This window comes from Bifidobacterium castoris, from assembly GCF_003952025.1.
In the GTDB taxonomy this organism is placed as follows: domain Bacteria; phylum Actinomycetota; class Actinomycetes; order Actinomycetales; family Bifidobacteriaceae; genus Bifidobacterium; species Bifidobacterium castoris.
Map to the genome: position 1 here is coordinate 50,480 of NZ_QXGI01000005.1, position 17,615 is coordinate 68,094.

13 protein-coding genes are annotated in these 17,615 nt (G+C 57.3%); all 13 read right to left on the reverse strand.

What is annotated here, in order from left to right; genetic code table 11:
• Positions 1 to 99: 99 nt before the first annotated feature.
• A complete protein-coding gene (locus D2E22_RS06775; protein ID WP_126032343.1) occupies positions 100 to 2,664 on the reverse strand; it encodes a proline-rich domain-containing protein in 2,565 nt (854 codons plus the stop codon).
• A 570-nt stretch (positions 2,665 to 3,234) separates the two neighbouring features.
• On the reverse strand, positions 3,235 to 4,863 hold the full coding sequence (locus D2E22_RS06780; RefSeq protein ID WP_126032344.1) for a S8 family serine peptidase: 1,629 nt from the start codon (positions 4,861 to 4,863) through the stop codon (positions 3,235 to 3,237).
• A 65-nt stretch (positions 4,864 to 4,928) separates the two neighbouring features.
• Positions 4,929 to 8,795, reverse strand: coding sequence for a type VII secretion protein EccCb (gene eccCb, locus D2E22_RS06785; RefSeq protein ID WP_241218275.1), 3,867 nt, complete (start codon positions 8,793 to 8,795; stop codon positions 4,929 to 4,931).
• A 56-nt stretch (positions 8,796 to 8,851) separates the two neighbouring features.
• Positions 8,852 to 10,105, reverse strand: coding sequence for an FHA domain-containing protein (locus tag D2E22_RS06790; RefSeq protein ID WP_164518447.1), 1,254 nt, complete (start codon positions 10,103 to 10,105; stop codon positions 8,852 to 8,854).
• Positions 10,105 to 11,166: a hypothetical protein gene (locus D2E22_RS10545; protein WP_164518448.1), complete on the reverse strand. Its 1,062-nt coding sequence runs from the start codon at positions 11,164 to 11,166 to the stop codon at positions 10,105 to 10,107. The genes D2E22_RS06790 and D2E22_RS10545 overlap by 1 nt, the downstream gene beginning before the upstream one ends.
• A 154-nt stretch (positions 11,167 to 11,320) precedes the next feature.
• On the reverse strand, positions 11,321 to 11,665 hold the full coding sequence (locus D2E22_RS06795) for a hypothetical protein (protein ID WP_126032347.1): 345 nt from the start codon (positions 11,663 to 11,665) through the stop codon (positions 11,321 to 11,323).
• Between the two features lie 8 nt (positions 11,666 to 11,673).
• Positions 11,674 to 12,657: a hypothetical protein gene (locus D2E22_RS06800; protein WP_126032348.1), complete on the reverse strand. Its 984-nt coding sequence runs from the start codon at positions 12,655 to 12,657 to the stop codon at positions 11,674 to 11,676.
• Positions 12,658 to 12,671: 14 nt separating this feature from the next.
• Positions 12,672 to 13,022: a hypothetical protein gene (locus tag D2E22_RS06805; protein ID WP_126032349.1), complete on the reverse strand. Its 351-nt coding sequence runs from the start codon at positions 13,020 to 13,022 to the stop codon at positions 12,672 to 12,674.
• A gap of 40 nt (positions 13,023 to 13,062) precedes the next feature.
• Positions 13,063 to 14,469 carry a TrbL/VirB6 family protein gene (locus D2E22_RS10550; RefSeq protein ID WP_164518449.1) on the reverse strand — a complete coding sequence of 469 codons (1,407 nt, stop codon included), beginning with the start codon at positions 14,467 to 14,469 and terminating at the stop codon, positions 13,063 to 13,065.
• Positions 14,470 to 14,612: 143 nt separating this feature from the next.
• Positions 14,613 to 16,280 carry a S8 family peptidase gene (locus D2E22_RS06820; protein WP_126032351.1) on the reverse strand — a complete coding sequence of 556 codons (1,668 nt, stop codon included), beginning with the start codon at positions 16,278 to 16,280 and terminating at the stop codon, positions 14,613 to 14,615.
• A complete protein-coding gene (locus tag D2E22_RS06825; protein WP_126032352.1) occupies positions 16,277 to 16,753 on the reverse strand; it encodes a hypothetical protein in 477 nt (158 codons plus the stop codon). The genes D2E22_RS06820 and D2E22_RS06825 overlap by 4 nt, the downstream gene beginning before the upstream one ends.
• A 125-nt stretch (positions 16,754 to 16,878) precedes the next feature.
• Entirely contained in the window at positions 16,879 to 17,172 is a 294-nt protein-coding gene (locus D2E22_RS06830; protein ID WP_126032353.1) for a WXG100 family type VII secretion target, read from the reverse strand.
• A 50-nt stretch (positions 17,173 to 17,222) separates the two neighbouring features.
• A complete protein-coding gene (locus D2E22_RS06835) occupies positions 17,223 to 17,534 on the reverse strand; it encodes a WXG100 family type VII secretion target (RefSeq protein WP_126032354.1) in 312 nt (103 codons plus the stop codon).
• Between the last annotated feature and the right edge of the window lie 81 nt (positions 17,535 to 17,615).

Sequence of the window (17,615 nt, forward strand, 5' to 3'; positions counted from 1 at the left end):
CGCAATCATTGCTTCTTGGGCACCTTCATGGTTGTGTGATGGAAATAGCCAGAGGTGAACAAATGGGGTTGCGGGATTCGGCGAGCGGTTGTGCCGTGGTCACTCGCCAGAGCCGCCATATGCCGCCATACTGCTTGCGAGCATCCATCCTCCGCTTGCGAACGTGTCGTGTAAATCCAGACCGTTGGCTCGTTTGAGCTGGTACGCGCTTCCCGCATGATCGCCATCATCATCCCAAGTGGGGTCGGTATCCATCCAGGTGCCGTCGATCTGCACGCGGTTCCACATATGAGACATCGCGTCTTTTGACTCGACGAAGCCGATCACCGTCAGCGATGTCAGCCCCACCTGATCGGCTATGGCGTCAAAGCAGGTCGCATATGACGCGCACACGCCTTTGCCGTCGAGCAGCACGCCACCGCCCCAGGACCTTGGATGGCGCGTGACCGCTTCGACGTAGCCGAGCTGTTTCGAGTCGTCGAAAGCCTCGTAATCGTATTCGGCCCTTGCCGCCAAGAGGTTCTCGATCTGTTTGACGCGATCGGCATCATTGTCCGCGTTGATCTCTTCGGCCGCGTCCATGACGGCGGTGTATAGCTCGTCGCGTCGCGTTTTCGCGTTTTCTGCGTATTCAACGACAAGCACAGAGCGATCGCCGTCGTTTCGGCAGTCAAAACGCATGCCGTCGGCGCCAGCGCCTCGCATAGCGTACAGATAGGCGTTTTGGCCGAGGGCCTCTTCCACGACCATATCAATGGTTGGCGCAGATGGCGACGAGGCGTATTCGCTGACATCGATACTCTCGTGCATGGCCAGCATGTTCTCGGCCACATAGCGCACATAAGGGGTCGAGCCGAAAGGTTTGTACTTCTCCACGCCGTTCTGGCCAAGCGGCTTGCTGTCGATGGCCTTGGCCTCGCCTACGGCTTTGACCAATGCGCTGTTGGCCAGGCCGGTCTTGGGCTCGCTGCGCTTGAACGCAGCGACCTGCTGGGAGTACTGGTGGTAATCCCCCTCGTCCTGGAAGAAGCGAAGATTGGTGAACCATGTGCCAGGAACCTTGCACTCGTATTCCTGCAAGCTACTGTCCTTGAGCGTGTCCTGGCTGCAATCCTCGTAGATCTCATGCACATAGCCGTCAAGCATGGTGACGTAGTATTTGGCACGCATACGCTTGGTCTCATCGTTCAATGTGCCCCACGGCGTGCCGATCTTCACTATGCTGTCAATCTTGCGGTTCGTCCATGTAGCCTCGCCAATGACGATGCTGGATTTCAGCGGCTCCAAAGACTTGGCGGCAACATAGGACTCGTGGTTGTCGTCATCGAGGGCAGTGACACCGATCCAGCCATTTGACACATCCATCTGGGGGTCGAACTGCGTCATGAATTTGTCCGCCAGCTCCTGGTCTCCACCGTAGAGCTCCTTGAGGTCGTAGTCACTGCAGTAAGCCTCGTCAAGATCGAGCTCCTTGGAAGCCTTGCAATGCATGGCGCCGTCCTCGCTCTGGGACACGAGCGAGCCTAGAGATCCGTTGCGCGTTGAGGATCTGTCATCCACCGTGCACTCCTTCTGGCCCAGTCCGCCGCATTTCTTGATGTCGTCGAACTCATCCATCCGGATGGAGGTCTTGTCTGTGTCAACAAGGACCTTGTCCAGCATGAGGTCATGGGCGGTGTTTTGCTGGAAGACATGCAGTCGGTACCCTTTGGCGCCGGACACTTTGTCCCATGAGATGCGCAGCACACCATCCTCTTCGACGGCGAGGACGAGGTTCTGCGGCGTGGCGACGTCGGCGCGCTGGCTGTCCTTGACCGTGAAATAGGTGACGCGCGGCTTGGCGAGCTTGCCGCCGTTCTCGTCGCGCCATTGCACGAGCCAATATGCCGGGAATCCGGAGAAGCCGAGGTTCATTGACACGTCGCTCGACAGCCACGAATCGGTTGAGCCGTCCGGCTGGCTCACGCCGTGCATGCGCAGCGTCTCATGCTTCCGGTCAAAGGTGTGGCTCACCATTGCGGGCATGCTCAGCGTTGGATCGGTGTAGACGCAGAAAAACGAGCAGCCGTTGATCGTTGTGGATTTGGCGACGCCGTCAATGGCCTTGCTTGTGACGTGCATTGTGAAGTCCTTGCTGTTGGCCACGTTCAGCATGGGTTTTTGCAGATCGTAATGCTCCGAGGTCAGCGTGGTGCCGTAGATCTCCTCAATATCTTTTGCAGACGGCGCAGAGTCTTTTGCAGACGGCGCAGAGTCGTTGCGCCTGAGGACGAGCGTCACCGTGACGGCCAGAACGACGGCCAGCACGGCGGCGATGACCGCGATAATCCAGCCGAACTTGCGCTTGGGTTGAGTCTGGATTGCGGCTGCCGTCGGTGTTGGGGCGGGTGCGGCTGGGTACAGCGTTGTCAGGTACGGGTTTTGCGGGCCGCGCTGGCTGTATTGGTTGTGTTGGCCGTACCAGTTGTTGTATTGGTTAGGCTGCGGTCCGTTCTGGGACTGGTTGGGATATGGTTGCGGCGCTGGCTGCGGCATACCTGAATGCGCTGGTTGAGCTGGTTGCGGCTGCTGCGTATGGAACTGGCTTGGCGGGATTGGACGACTCGGCTGTTGCGGCTCGCTACCGCCATGCGGACGGTCATCGTTGCGAAATTGCGGTGCCATACGTATCCGGCCTTTCTGTATAGATATGAAATGGAGGCTATCGTATCAAATAAATGTTGACGGAACGCATATCACGGTCAGCGAAATGGCAGAGCCCTTCAACCAGCTCATTGTCACCGCCGACAAGTGCCCCTTGTTCTCATACTTGGCCTGCGCGTAGCAGTCAGCATAGCGGTAGATGAGCATCAGCACGAAAAAACCTACGACAATGGCAATCCAATAGAACGGCTTCTCGGATTGAGGGAATGCAGTAAAGACAAAACGCGCCGATGATGATCAGTAGGACGACGGCATGCTTCACTCGCCGGCCAGCAAGGCTGGCCTCTTCTCCTTCAACTTGATCTCCCGTGCCGGCAACGTTTTTACCCACCTGCAGCTCGTAGATGCTTGAATGCTCCAGCGCTTCGAAGTTATAGGCGAAGATGTCCGTACAAATCACCCTTATCCAACTCCACCGCCCACACCGACGGCGTCACCACCAACGCCACCGCCAACACCGCAACACACACGGCACGCATCCGCAAGCACATACGCTTCACCCTTGCCATTGCTCCCAACTTTTCCGCTCCGTCACCGGCCGGTTCTGCCGCCACGATAGACGACCATCAAAATGATGGACAACAGTCCCAGCACGAACGCCACGATGATCAACGCCCATTCCCATACCGATTGTGCTGGAGTCTGCGATGACGCGGACGCATCCGAGGAAGCCCCCTGCGCCCCATCACTCTCATCAGAATCATGCAGATAGTCGTCCTCGGTGAACGAGCCCGGCTTGACCTCCTTGGGCACGAACTCATCCGCCTCATCCGCCGTCGCCGTCGCCGAATACTGCATGCAATCCGCACCGCCGTCCTTGCGGCACTGCTCCACCTTCGCCCACGCCGTCTTCTGACGCTCATACTCCACACCGACCTTCACCGCATCACGCTGCACATTGATCTTGTCGGGGAACGGCTGCGTATCCGCCCACAACGTCTTCTTCCAGATGGGGTCGGTGCGGTCGGTGTACATGCCCTGCGTCTCCTCATGCGCGTCGCTGTTGGTCACCGCCGCCTCCAACAGAGGGTTGATGTCCGGATACTGCGACGGATCCGTCGACAACAGCTTCGCCACATCAGGCTGCCCATACCCGTACCTGTGCTCCGGATCAAGCTTGCCCGCACCCCACGCATTATCCTTCGTCGAACGCACCAACGCCTGCAGAATCTGATTACCCGTCGCATCAGGCCACTTCTGCATCGCCAACGCCACATACCCCGCCACCATCGACGCCCCCAACGAATTACCCCTACCGTTCGCATCCAACTCCTTGGGATCGGACCAGTCGGGAATGGCGACGTCCACACCCGGAGCCACCAGCGACACGTTGCCGTCCTTCGTATCCGACGGCCCTTCGCTCAACTTGCCTTCCGGACCCACAGCGCTCACCGTCACCGTGCCGGGGAAATACGTCATATCCATCGGCTCGCCCACCAGATCATCGGCACCCGGCAAAGTCGTGTTCGACCTCGCGTTCACGATGATCACGCCCTTGCGCAACGCCTTGACATACGTGTCCACATCCGGATCCTGCATTGAAGTAAATGACATGTTCACCACACGCGCACCATCATCAACCGCCGCCGATAACACATCCTTCAGCTTTATCGCACGATTAGTATCGGTCACACAGGTTGCATCGTTTAGTGAGGAACTCGATCTGGAGATGCCAACAGGATACGAAGTGACGCTCGCGTCCGGGGCCACGCCCACCATGCCCGGATTGCCGTCATAGCCCTTGCCCGACCCCACGATCATGGCCGCCGCTTCCGTGCCATGCGTCGACAGAATGCCTGACGAACTCTTTTTCGATGGATCTTCCACCGTCAACACCACAACCAAATCCGAGTCCGCATGGCATCTCGTGGCGCTATTCGGCAGAACGAGCCTGTAGGACATGTCCGCATCCGCCAACGCCGGATAATCCGATACCACATCCGAATCCAGCACCGCGATCTTCACACCCTTGCCCGTAATCCCCTGAGCCCACGCATCACGCACACCCGTATCGTCGATGTACCACAAACCAGCCTCACCAGCCGACGCCTGCACACACGGCACCAACACCAACACAACAGCCGCCACAAAGGCGCACACCGCCACCAAACCACGACGCCACCACGCCGCACGCAGCATGCCATCACCCTCATCCACCATAATCCGATTCCTTCTCTTCGCCTTAGCTAGTTTCTGTTCAATTCACAATCCCGCACGTGCCGTTTTCAGTCACGCAACGGCGTGTAGGCGAGCTGTGCGACGAAGAGCCCCTCGTCTCGTGTGACGACCTGTGCGCGTCCCGGAACGGCGCGCTTCGGCTTGACGCGACCGATCAGCTGCCCCTCGTTCGGGTCACCGGAAAGTAGGATGCCCGGCATGCCCAGATCCTGACACGCCTGAATGACCGGGTCATACATCGCACGGCTCGCGCCGCCGGTGCGGCGGGTGAGGATCACATGCAGACCCACATCGGCCGCCTGCGCGAGGAATGGCACGAGCGGGCGCAGCGGATTGCCTGATGACGTGGAGACCAGATCGTAGTCGTCCACGAGCACATACACTTCCGATCCCGTCCACCAGGAACGGTTCCGCAGCTGTTCCGCCGTCAGATCCGGGCCGGGCATGCGCGTCTTGAGGAAGGCCGCCAAATCCTCAAAACTCTTTTGGGCCATTTCCGCGTTCGTCAGATACGCGCCCAGATGGGAATCTGGAATCTGGGCAAGATTCGCCCGTCGGTAATCGACCATGAAGATCTTCGCCTTGCCATCCGGATAGCTCCGCTCGATTTCATGAATCATCAGGCGCAGGAACGAAGACTTACCTGACTTCGATTCGCCTAACAAGTAGCAATGGGGTTCAGCATTGAAGTTGAACAAAACGGGAGCAAGATTGTTCTCGTCCACGCCAATGGTCATGACGCCACGAGACAATGCCCTGTCGGCGTTCTCCATGCCCACGATTCGTTCGATGTAGGAGGTGTAGTCCAATTTGGTCGGCAACAACATGAGCTTGGGGCCCTGCCGACCATTCCACGCGTCATGCACCTTCGCGATGAGATCGGCGATTCCGTTCGACACGGTCTTCGGATCATCATCGCCATCGATGCGAGGCAATGCGGCCATCATGTGCAGCCGGTCGACGCTCACGCCACGACCGGGCATATCCTTCGGCACTGTCGAGGCCACTTTCCTATCGATCTGCGAATCGCTCGGCTCACCCAGCCGCAGTTCAAGCTTCGTGCCAATCAGATCGGCGATGTTCGCACGGATCTCCATCCAACGGTTCGCGCTGAGCAGCACATGCACGCCATAGGTGAGGCCGCGCGCCACGATCTGCTGCACCTTTGGTTCGAGTTCCTCGTAGTCGGCGCGGAAGTTGCCCCAACCGTCGATGACGAGGAACACGTCACCATAGCCGTCATCGATCTTCCCGGCGTCACGCAGGCGCCGATATGTATCCATACTGTCGATCCGCTGCTGCTTGAAGAACCGCTCGCGCAGGTCGATGATGCCACCGATCTGCGCAAGGGTGCGCCGAACGCGCTCCTCCTCATTGCCGGAAGCGACGCCGCTGACATGTTCCAGATCAGTGAAGGCCGTGAAGGTGCCGCCACCACAGTCGACGATGAAGAACTGCGTCTCCAATGGCGTATGCGACAGCGCCAACGACATGACGATCGTGCGCAGCATCATGCTCTTGCCGCTCAACGGACCGCCGACAACGGCCATATGGCCGCCCGCACCGGAGAAGTCAACAGCCATGACGTCGCGTCGCTGTTCACGCGGGCGATCCTCAAGCGCACATGGAGCCAGCAACGTTCCTCGCTTACGCCAACTCGGCGAAATCAATCCCAGACCCTCAACGACCTGCAGATCCGGCATGAACTCATTGAGCGTGTTCGGCGTAACCAGCGGCGGCAGCCATACCTGATGTGCCGGCGTGCCCTTGCCGCGCATCTGCTCGACGGCGTACTGGAACGTCGTCATATCCCCACCAAGCCCATCCGGTACACCTGATACATACGACGCACGGAACCGCGACATCGTACCGTCCGGCTTCTTGAGATAGCCGATGCCCGGCAGGCTCGGCAGCTCGAAGGCGTCCGTCACACCGAGCACGGCGCGCGACTCGCTCGCCGAGAACGTCTTCAGACCGATGCGGTAGGACAGATGCTCGTCAAGGCCACGCAGCTTGCCCTGCTCAAGACGCTGCGACGCGATGAGCAGATGGATGCCGAGCGAACGGCCCACCGCGCCGATGCGCACGAACGACTGCACGATGTCCGGCTTCGCCTTCATCAGCTCCGAGAACTCATCCACCACCACGACAAGCGACGGCAACGGCTTGAGGTCGCCCCGACCCCCGTTGACGCGCAGATCCTCGTATTCGGTGATGTTCGCCAAATTGCCGGCATCACGCAGCAATTCCTGGCGACGGTTGATCTCACCGTCCAAAGCGTCCTCCATACGGTCGACGAGCGACGCCTCACGTCCGAGATTCGTGATGATCGAAGAAATATGCGGCATGCCGTCCATGCCGGCGAAGGTCGCGCCGCCCTTGAAATCGATGAGCACGAAATTGAGCTGATCGGGAGAATGGCTCAAGGCGAGCGAAAGCACCAACGTGCGCAGCACCTCCGACTTGCCCGAACCGGTCGCGCCGACGAGCACGCCGTGCGGACCCATGCCGCGCTGACCCATCTCCTTGATGTCCAGCATCGCCGTCGTCAGATCGTCATGCAGTCCGATCGGCACATTAAGGCGATCACGCCCGGTGCGATACCCCCACATACTCGCGAAATCAATGTGGCGAATGTCCTCGATGCCCAGCAAGTCAGGCAGCTCGGAAGATTTTCTACGGCTCTTCGCACCTTGGCCATCATTGCGTTCCTCGGCTTCAGATTCAACCATCGCCACGTTCAGGCGCTGCGCCACCACTGCCGCTTCTTCCATGGACAAAGCATCCGGTTGGAGAACTATCGGCTCCATCGCGGTGGAGCACAACTCGATGACATCGCGGTCATGGGTCTCAAGGGCATTGAGCCCTTCCTCCACCGAAGAGGCGGAGAAATGCACACGAAGCACATTGTTCGATTCCAGCTCCCCCCACGATGCGGGCATGTCGATGACGGTCACGCCTTCAAAACCGCCTTCATCGAAGAGAATCGTCTCCTTGGAAAGCACATCCAGATCAAAACCATCATTGACGACCAGGACGTGCGCATCCGCATCGTTGGGATTGCCCGTGAAACGTCCGCGTTCGGTAATCGACGCCCCCACCAATTCATCCACCTCATGCGGATTGGTCGTCATGAGCACCGGATCTCCAATGCCATGCCGACAGTCCTGATCCACAGCAACGTGCGGCAGTGTTCGTGCCCATTCCCATTCGTCCATGCGCTTCGGCGTGGCAACGATCACAATACGCAAATCCTGCGGCGCATGCCAGACAGCCGCCTGACAGATCAAGGCCCGCACGAACGATGTGCATGGCCCCAAATCACCAAGCACCTCTATGCGCTTGTACGAACGAACATCATGTGCGTAAGGCACATTCCTCAAATTCATATGCGACATCATGAACCGCTGAGACGCCGAGGCCGAAACAGGATCGAGCTGCGCGAGCGGTGGAAGCTCGGGGGCCTCCAACCGTATGCATAACGGTTCTTCGCGCACGCCGAAACGCAGCGTCATGAAATCATCGTCGGTGCGCATCCTCTCCCACCGGCGTCCCTCTTCTTCGGCGACGCCCGCCAAGGCCGTGGGTGCGGGGGCCGTCCACAGCGCGGCATTGCGCTGACGTTTCCCGGCCGAACGCACCGTCTTGCGCAGATCGGCCAGATACGTCAGATAATCCCTCCTCGCCGCAGTCAGTTTCGCATTGCGCTGCATCCGTTGCCGCATGCCGTTCACCGCGACGAATCCCAATGACGACACCATGAACATGCCGCCGGTCAGCAGACCCGTCAACCCGGAATTCGTCATGAGCATCATGACGATCGAGCTCACTGCGCCCAGCATGGGCACCAACGAAGTCAGTAGCGTGTTCACACCGTCACTGGGTTCGAGTTCCGGCGGCACCTGCAGCACCACTTTTCCGTGCGGCACGCGCGGAGCGTCCAATCGCTCATGCCGCGTCGTCTCATCGCTCATGCGCGCGTTCCCTTTCTTGACGTCGCGATGCTGCAACCGACATCCCCCAGTGAAATCCTGGTGCCGCTGCTGATTTCCGTTCTGACATGGGCGTCAAGACGCTTTTCCTCCCCATCGCAAATGACTTGGGTGCCGTTAGTACTGCCCAAATCGGTCAGCCAAATCCGTCCGTTCTCAATCTCCATGCGCACATGGTTGCGTGAGACCGTACCGGTGTCGTCCTTGACCGGGATGAGCATATCCCCAGCGGACTGTTTCTGTGGTTTACGGCCCAGCACAATCGTTGCAGACGATGCCAACGGGATGCCCTGCGCATTCTCGAAGAACAACAACAGTTGCGGGGTTTGTGCCGCCGAAGCGACGTCCCCAGCCGGGCGACTCGGCAAATCCGGCACCATCAAGCGGGCATGTGCCCGTCGCTCGCCGGTCGGCTTTTTCTCAGCCGCAATTGGACTGCGCCCATGCTTACCAGCTTTTCCGGCAATGTTCGGCATCCGGCCTTCAGGCACAGATGCCGTAGGCGCCACAGGTGCCGGTGGCACAGCGATTGGTGCCACAGGAACCGCCGGCGCAGGCATATCTGGACGATAAGACGACGCTGCATGCTTCGCGACGGCTTGCGGGAATTCGTGCTGTGACCGTTCAGCCATCGCCATGACCTGACGGTTCACCGCCGAGTCGCGGTGCTGGGCGTCAGGAACCAGCCGCATATCCAACGAATCGTCGGCTGCGGACACATCGGCATGTCCAGCGGGTCCCCGCATGGTTCGTTCCACTGACACCAACGATGCATCATGCACGTCCACGATCACGATGCCGGCAAGTCGCTCCGCCCATCCTTGCTTGCCGTCTTTCGAAAACAGCGGCGAGGCAAACGCGACCAGCAGACCGATGACAGGAATGCATCCACACCCCATCAATACGAGGTATTTGATCGTGATGCGCCTCATTCCAGCGGGCATCACGCCTGCAGCAGGTTGCACCAAGCCATCAGCGCGGACGGACCGAAGCCCCATCAGCGCCTTTGACGGCGTAGCGCCTCGCGTCCCTTCCACAATCGCCATAAGCACGACGCACTGGAATGCCCAAAGCGCCGTAAGGGCCACGTTCCGCGTCAGAAGATAGACGGCAACGGAGGTCACGGCAAGCAGCAGAAGATCGATGAACGCCGCAGCACATTGCCGGCTCGCGGACGCCGCGCCATAACGCGTCATGAGCAATCTCTCGCCGTCCGACTGTCGAGGCAACATCACATCCCTCCTCTGAGCAACTCGAATCCTCCTGCCGCGAAAAACGCCGAAGGAAGCAGCACCAGCACGGATAAGACGCACAACCCGTCGCCGATGCGAGACAACAGCAACGAATAGAATCCGCCATGCTGCGCAAGTATGGCCACCACCATCGCCAAGCCCACTATCACGCATGCCAACATGGGCCACAGCATGTCAGCCTTATGGACGGCAGGCACCATCGTACCCATGTCCATGAGCGCCATCAACAGCACGGCCAATCCAAGGAACCGCATCATCATGCGCTCGAAGACACGTCCCGACTGCCGTGGCTTCAATTCAAGGAACACGATAAGCGCCACCGACAATGCAATCATGCCGATCCGCACCAAAGGACTGGAGCCGTCGATATCCCGGATAAGCATCACATAGCCGGCCAGCGCGCATATGCCACACATCGTGACGCCCGCATCGTAGCGTGATAAGAACCGCGACATGTCCTTGTCTACATCAGACAAGGACAGCGCCCTGGCGTTCTCCGGAATGGCACCTCGCACAGTCCACCGCTGCGTCATGTAATCACGCCATTGAACAAGATACCGGTCAGGGACGTGCACTACGAGGTTCGGCATGAGCTGTATGCCGTATACGCCCAATGCCACCATGGTCGCCGCGGCAACCGCTGAGGGCAAATCAAACAAGAAGACGATCGCCACCGATACGAATACAAGAAGAGCCAACATCCACACCATGGACACCGCTCCGTATAGGTGAGGCTCTTTCAAGCAACAGATCAAAACCGAACAGTTCACCGCAATGCAACCCATGGCCATGCACAATCCAAGCAATGCCGAATCGGTGGCGACGATGGTCTGGGAGATCACGATGCCCAGGCCGCACGAACAAAGCACCGTCAAACCCAATACACTGAACTGGATGATCCGGTTTGTCGCCAATGCCTTGGTCACGCATAACACATCGACGGATATCAGGCACACGAGGAAAACCGCACCGAGGCCGAAGGCGTATGCCAAGCGCGCCGTCGAGGGCATATCCGACGCAGGAAACGCGATGAGCACCATGCATACGGATATAAGCAATCCCGAACCGTATGCAGCGATGAGCGTATTGTCACGCCGCCACGCTGCCACGCTTCTTCCACGCACCGTCCCTCTCACACGCACGCGCTTTCCTCCTTTCTCTTTCCTCACAGCATGCGATTATCCACGGCAAGAATTATTCGTCGAGGTCCTTATACCACGGCTCATCCTGCAGACGATGCTTGAGCTCGTCGATATGCGCCTGTATATCCTTCCTTGCCTGTTGCGCTTCAGGACTGTCATCGACGCCCGAATACACATCCCGCTCCGTGGTTTCACCCAAATCGATGCGCTGCTGGAGCACCTGCCATGCGCGGCCGCATTCGCCGTTGCGGCGTTGGACCGCAAGCCGCTCGGACTGCTTGACTCGCATCGCCTCAACCTGCGCGCCCTTCTCATCGATTTCTTTTTTCTTTTCAGCAATGTCCTTAAGCAAGGCATTGCCATTTTTCATAAATTCTTCAAAAGTTACATCGGTCATATCAATCCTTAATTTGGAAACAAGTCTCTGATGTCTTTCGCATCATTAAGCGCATTTGCAATATTAGCAGTTGCACTTTGGAAGTCTGAAAGGAAAGAGCTTACTTTTTCTACCATATCTCTAGCATCACAGTATAAATTATAGACATCATACGCCTTACTTGCCGCCGTCACCGTCGCCACAGCCCATCCCAAAGGCCCAAAGCTACACTCACCCATCAGCAGCTCAAGCAAACCAATAATCTGCTCAATCGTAGATATAATCAAATCAAGCGCATTTTCAACAATGCTCGAAAGCAACTCCAAAGCACTTTGCATCTTCCGGCTGGGATCGACTGCGATCTGAACAGCATCGGCAAGATTCTCTATGCGCTCGTCAAAGCAATCACGCGCCTTGCCTTCCCACCCACCACTGGATGCAATGGACTGTACGCCGATCAAGGTTTGCTTTGCAGAAACAAGCTGTTGCGCAATCGCACCCCATTGTTCTGAAGTACCTGTAATTGCACCCCAATCCCCAAAGAAAGGTTTTTTAATCAACTCATCCACTGGACTGAGATGTATTATAGCCTGACACAAGCTATCAAAGAGTTTTATCCCCGCCGACAATTTATCATACGCATTCGTTATCTTCAACGTAAGCGCACATCTTGAACTCTTCGGAAGATTGGATACAAAATCTTCCCATTCCAAGTCCTCAAACGTCTTCAAACTATCATTACAGAATTCAAGCTGTTTCTCCATAAGACCAAGAGAACTGCTTACAACTCCGCGCTTAACTGCCTCATCATCATCCTTTGCTTTTGCAAAGGATGATGCCAAATTAGCATAATTCGATATGTCAGTGTTCTTCAACTTCCCGCCACTTGTCGCGAGATCAAACCCTAGACTGAATACGTTATTCCCAATCTCTATCACTTGGCCCGATTCGAGTATACGCTCGTCATACCCATCTTGCCCAAAATAAAGATCCTTCTGATCATCATCAGCCATATCCAACCTCCTTACTACTGAGCTCCGTCAAATGAAGAATTCGAATTCAACGATGACAGTATCTCTATATTGATATCCTGAATAATGTCCTTAATCTCACCTTCCGACCTCTCAAACTCCTCCTTAGCATCTTTAGCACTAATTACCATACTGGACATCATTTCAGCAATGGATGTCAGATACTGCTGAAAATTAATTACTGCAGCATTATAGGCGCTTTCCACAGGCTGCAGCAAGACTCCACAATCCACTGAGGACGAGGTAAGGAACACATCCTTCGCTCGCTCATAGGTTTTCGATCCTTCTCGCAGTGAACCACTGACCTGATCGAACGTCTCAGGATTACAAGCAATCCAATCGTTCATATCCCACTTCCTTCTCTGTTATTTCCATAACGTCTAATAGTTAGATGTCCATTTGCTTGCGGTGCCCCGCCATGGCGGCGCGTGGTTTGACGATGACATCCTCCTCCTCATCCTCGAGTCGGGGAGCCACATATGCCATGCCACGACGCTCACGCTTCTCATTGTTCGCGCCGGCGCCCTGACCACCCGCCATCATCGCAGGCGACGACGTCCCCGACTTCGCGGCCGACTGCGCAGCGACCGTAGACTGCGGCAAACCAGCCGCCATGCCCTGCGCGCCACGAATCGACGACGACGGCGTCACCGTCGCAGCCACCGGCGTATTCGCGAAATACGACCCCACAGCGGAACCACCAGCCGACCCGGCCACGCCAGAAGCCGCCCCGAACGACGGCAACGCGACACCACCAGCCGCCCCCACGCCTGACGACGCCGACGGTACAGCAGACGAACCCAGACGAGCGCCCGCGACCGCACTGCCCGCACCAACCGCGGTACCCGCAATACCAGCGCCGAAACCATTCACCGAACCGGCGCTATCCACCGATGCTCCAAGCGAATCCCGCTTCACCCACTGACCGGACACCGGATCAAAGACATAATCACCACCGGAGCCACTCACCTCAGCAGCATCGTCAAAAGAAGGCAAAGAAGCATACGAATTGTGGTGGCCACCCGATCCGGCCCCAGTCAACGATGATCCGGCACCCGCAACACCCTGCACCAACGGCACACCAACACTCACGCCCGAAGACGACGAAGAAGGCATACCGAACGAGGCAGCACGCAACCGCGGCATGGCTACGCCAGCAGCCACACCGGCAGCCGCAGCCGCACCTGCCGCACCAAACGACGGCAACGCCACACCAACAGAACCGGCAGAACCGGCAGAACCGGCAGAACCGGCAGAACCAGCAGAACCAGCAGAACCAGCAGAACCAGCAGATGCCCCTACACCATCAGGAATAGGAACAGGCATAGGACCTGGATCCTGTTTCGGAATCTCAACACTCTCTGCCTTACCGATAGAATGTATATTCTGTCTAGTAGGAGTTGCAGCTTCTATAATCTCGTCGTATTTTTCATGAGCTTCGTTCTCACGCGCTTGTGCAAGCAGTCCATTCATATAGTCCAAACCCTGCTGACCATGTACTCCACATACCAGCGGCAAGCCAGGCACCTGCACATCCACAGCACAATCCTCACTGGCGCCTAAGATCGATTCACTATTCGCAGCCGTCAGGAACGTGCCTTGCAGATGCTCTGCTTGCGCCTGCTTGATCAGCCCGTTGTAATAGTTCACGCGCTCCTGCACACTTGCCGCCACCTGCTCCAGATGATGGTCCTCGATCATACGCTCGATATTCACGCAATATTGCTCAATCGCCTGCGCGTATGCACCGTCTGCCCCCGACCCATCCGCCATCACACGACGCACATCCTCCACCGTCTCCCTCGCATGAGAGACTGCACGCGTATAACTTATCACCTCATCCGGCACCGAAAACTCCGGAGTCTCAGCCAACCCCTGCAACAGTGACTCAAAAGACCCACTGCATGCTGATGAGCTTACCGTGAAATTCGACATGACTACTCCGCTCGTTTCTGTTGTTTGATTGACTGATTATGATGGGCGATTGCCAGTACGGCGATCAGCAGGAGCAGCACGACGGCCACGATGATCGACACCCACGCCCACACCGGCAGCCCCAACCACGTGGCCTCTTGCGCCGACGACGCCGAAGCGGCGCCATCCTTGCCGGCACCATCCGCATCCCCCGACAACCCCAGATAGTCGTACTCGGTGAACGAGCCCGGCTTGACCTCCTTGGGCACGAACTCATCCGCCTCATCCGCCGTCGCCGTCGCCGAATACTGCATGCAATCGGCACCGCCGTCCTTGCGGCACTGCTCCACCTTCGCCCACGCCGTCTTCTGACGCTCATACTCCACACCGACCTTCACCGCATCACGCTGCACATTGATCTTGTCGGGGAACGGCTGCGTATCCGCCCACAACGTCTTCTTCCAGATGGGGTCGGTGCGGTCGGTGTACATGCCCTGCGTCTCCTCATGCGCGTCGCTGTTGGTCACCGCCGCCTCCAACAGAGGGTTGATGTCCGGATACTGCGACGGATCCGTCGACAACAGCTTCGCCACATCAGGCTGCCCATACCCGTACCTGTGCTCCGGATCAAGCTTGCCCGCACCCCACGGGTTGTTCTTCGTCGAACGCACCAACGCCTGCAGAATCTGATTACCCGTCGCATCAGGCCACTTCTGCATCGCCAACGCCACATACCCCGCCACCATCGGCGCCGCATATGAATTACCTTCACCATCGGCACTCAATACCTTGGGGTTACTCGAATTCGGAATCAACATCCTTGTTCCGGGCGCCACGAATGACACGTTGCCGTCCTTCGTATCCGACGGCCCTTCGCTCAACTTGCCTTCCGGACCCACAGCGCTCACCGTCACCGTGCCGGGGAAATACGTCATATCCATCGGCTCGCCCACCAGATCATCTGTCCCGGGCGTATTCGTGTTCCAACGAGCGTTCACGATGATCACGCCCTTGCGCAACGCCTTGACATACGTGTCCACATCCGGATCCTGCATTGAAGTAAATGACATGTTCACCACACGCGCACCATCATCAATCGCCGCAGACAACACACGATTGATGGCTATGCCTCGCCCACTGTCAGTCATACAAGTTGCATCGCTGTCTGACAGATTGGACTTGGATACATCGATGGGATAGGCGGTCACGCTCGCGTCAGGGGCAATCCCCGTCACGCCCGGATTGCCGTCATAGCCCTTACCCGACCCCACGATCATGCCCACCACTTCCGTGCCATGGGTCGACAGAATATCGGAGCTCTTCCTGAACGGCTCATCCGTCGTCAACACAATATCCTCGTGATCCTGTGCATGGCACCGCGTGGCCCCATCCTCCTTCAGCACCAGCTTGTATGACACGTCTGCGTCCGTCAACGCCGGATAATCGGACACCACATCCGAATCCAGCACCGCGACCTTCACACCCTTGCCCGTAATCCCCTGAGCCCACGCATCACGCACACCAAGATCATCGATGTACCACAAACCAGCCTCACCAGCCGACGCCGGCACACACGGAGCCAACGCCAACACAACAGCCACCACAAAGGCACACACCGCCACCAAACCACGACGCCACCACGCCACGCATGGCAGATATACGCTATTCTTCCTCGTTGTCGGATTCATCATTTTTTATCCGCTTCCTCAGTCAGCGCATTGAACTCTGCTTGGGTTTTCTCTGTCAAATTAGCATCCTCCATCTGTTCATATTTCAGTCTGTATTGATATTGGTCCTTTGCGTCTTCATCCAATTGGCTGCTTAGCGCGTCGGCGGTGGTTTCGCCGGTCAATGAACCATCCTCACGTTGCATTGCACCAGTGATCGACTGCTCGGTCTGCGCATAGACACCCATGGCATCCTTCATTCCATCGAACAGCTGCTGCAGAGATGCATTGAGGTTGTGGCGCGATTCATCGAACAGAGTGGCATAATACTTCATCTGCTCATTAAACTGCTCTTCAAGTTTATTTGGATTTGACTTCTTACGGGCGGTTCCGTCCCAATTAGAATCCGTGCCACTGGACACATTCAACGCCTCGGCACCTATGCGCGAAGCCTGTGCCTTCATCACATCAAAATCCATGCGTTGCGTCTCAGCCATACCTTGCCCCTCTTCCTTGTCTCTGTCCCTATGACACGATTTACCGGTATCTTACGCGTTGCCAACAGTGAAGGTTTGGGGTGACGCATCGAACGTGCCACCCCAAACAGCATTCACATCGCGACTCAGTTGCCGAAGAAGCCTGCGGCGCGGTTATCGGTGTCCACGTACTGCTGGGCGATCTGCGTCGTCGCGTTCGAGATCTTCGCGAGAATCTGGTTCATCTCCTGAAGACGGGCGTTCCATTTGCGCTGCGCATCGTAATACGCTTCGCGCGCCTCGCCGTCCCACTGGCCGATGAGCGTACGCACCTGCCCTTCAAGCTCCTCGAACTTCGCATCGATGCCGCGCGAATCGGTCATGATGTCCTGTGCAAGCGTCTGCACCTGCGCCGGCTTGACGGAAATAGATCCAACCATCGTTTTACCTTCTTTGCTCTAGTGTTTTGTGCCGTAACTGTTGTGATCGATCAGCCGAGCAACGCCTGCAGGTTGCTGGTCAGCGACTGGTTCTCCTCTTCGTTGGCCGCCTGGACCTTGGCGGTTCCACGCAGATTCGCCGAGAGCGTATCGAGAATGTTGTTGATGTCATTGGCCTTCGACTGCCAATTCGACATAAGCGTCGCATAGGCCGTCGCAGCATCGCCGCTCCAGTAGGAACGCAGCTCTCCCATCTTCGCCTCAATGTCGTCGATATAGCCCTTGATGCCCGCCTTGGCGTCATCGACGGCTACAGCACCCCGTTCAAGCGCGCCTTCGCCGGCAGCAATCTTTTCAGCCATTATCCCTCCTAAATATTAGAGACTGTCTATATATACATCTTGCCAAGCATTGCAGCCTGACAACCCCTTGGGATGCGCCCC

Excerpts from the sequence above, each read along its gene's own strand:
- D2E22_RS06795 (WP_126032347.1), bottom strand. The coding sequence starts at position 11,665 with ATGACCGATGTAACTTTTGAAGAATTTATGAAAAATGGCAATGCCTTG.
- D2E22_RS06825 (WP_126032352.1), bottom strand. The coding sequence starts at position 16,753 with ATGGCTGAGACGCAACGCATGGATTTTGATGTGATGAAGGCACAGGCT.
- D2E22_RS06835 (WP_126032354.1), bottom strand. The coding sequence starts at position 17,534 with ATGGCTGAAAAGATTGCTGCCGGCGAAGGCGCGCTTGAACGGGGTGCT.
- D2E22_RS06820 (WP_126032351.1), bottom strand. The coding sequence starts at position 16,280 with ATGATGAATCCGACAACGAGGAAGAATAGCGTATATCTGCCATGCGTG.
- D2E22_RS06775 (WP_126032343.1), bottom strand. The coding sequence starts at position 2,664 with ATGGCACCGCAATTTCGCAACGATGACCGTCCGCATGGCGGTAGCGAG.
- D2E22_RS10545 (WP_164518448.1), bottom strand. The coding sequence starts at position 11,166 with ATGGTGCTCATCGCGTTTCCTGCGTCGGATATGCCCTCGACGGCGCGC.
- D2E22_RS06805 (WP_126032349.1), bottom strand. The coding sequence starts at position 13,022 with ATGAACGATTGGATTGCTTGTAATCCTGAGACGTTCGATCAGGTCAGT.
- D2E22_RS06780 (WP_126032344.1), bottom strand. The coding sequence starts at position 4,863 with ATGGTGGATGAGGGTGATGGCATGCTGCGTGCGGCGTGGTGGCGTCGT.
- D2E22_RS06830 (WP_126032353.1), bottom strand. The coding sequence starts at position 17,172 with ATGGTTGGATCTATTTCCGTCAAGCCGGCGCAGGTGCAGACGCTTGCA.
- D2E22_RS06800 (WP_126032348.1), bottom strand. The coding sequence starts at position 12,657 with ATGGCTGATGATGATCAGAAGGATCTTTATTTTGGGCAAGATGGGTAT.
- D2E22_RS06790 (WP_164518447.1), bottom strand. The coding sequence starts at position 10,105 with ATGTTGCCTCGACAGTCGGACGGCGAGAGATTGCTCATGACGCGTTAT.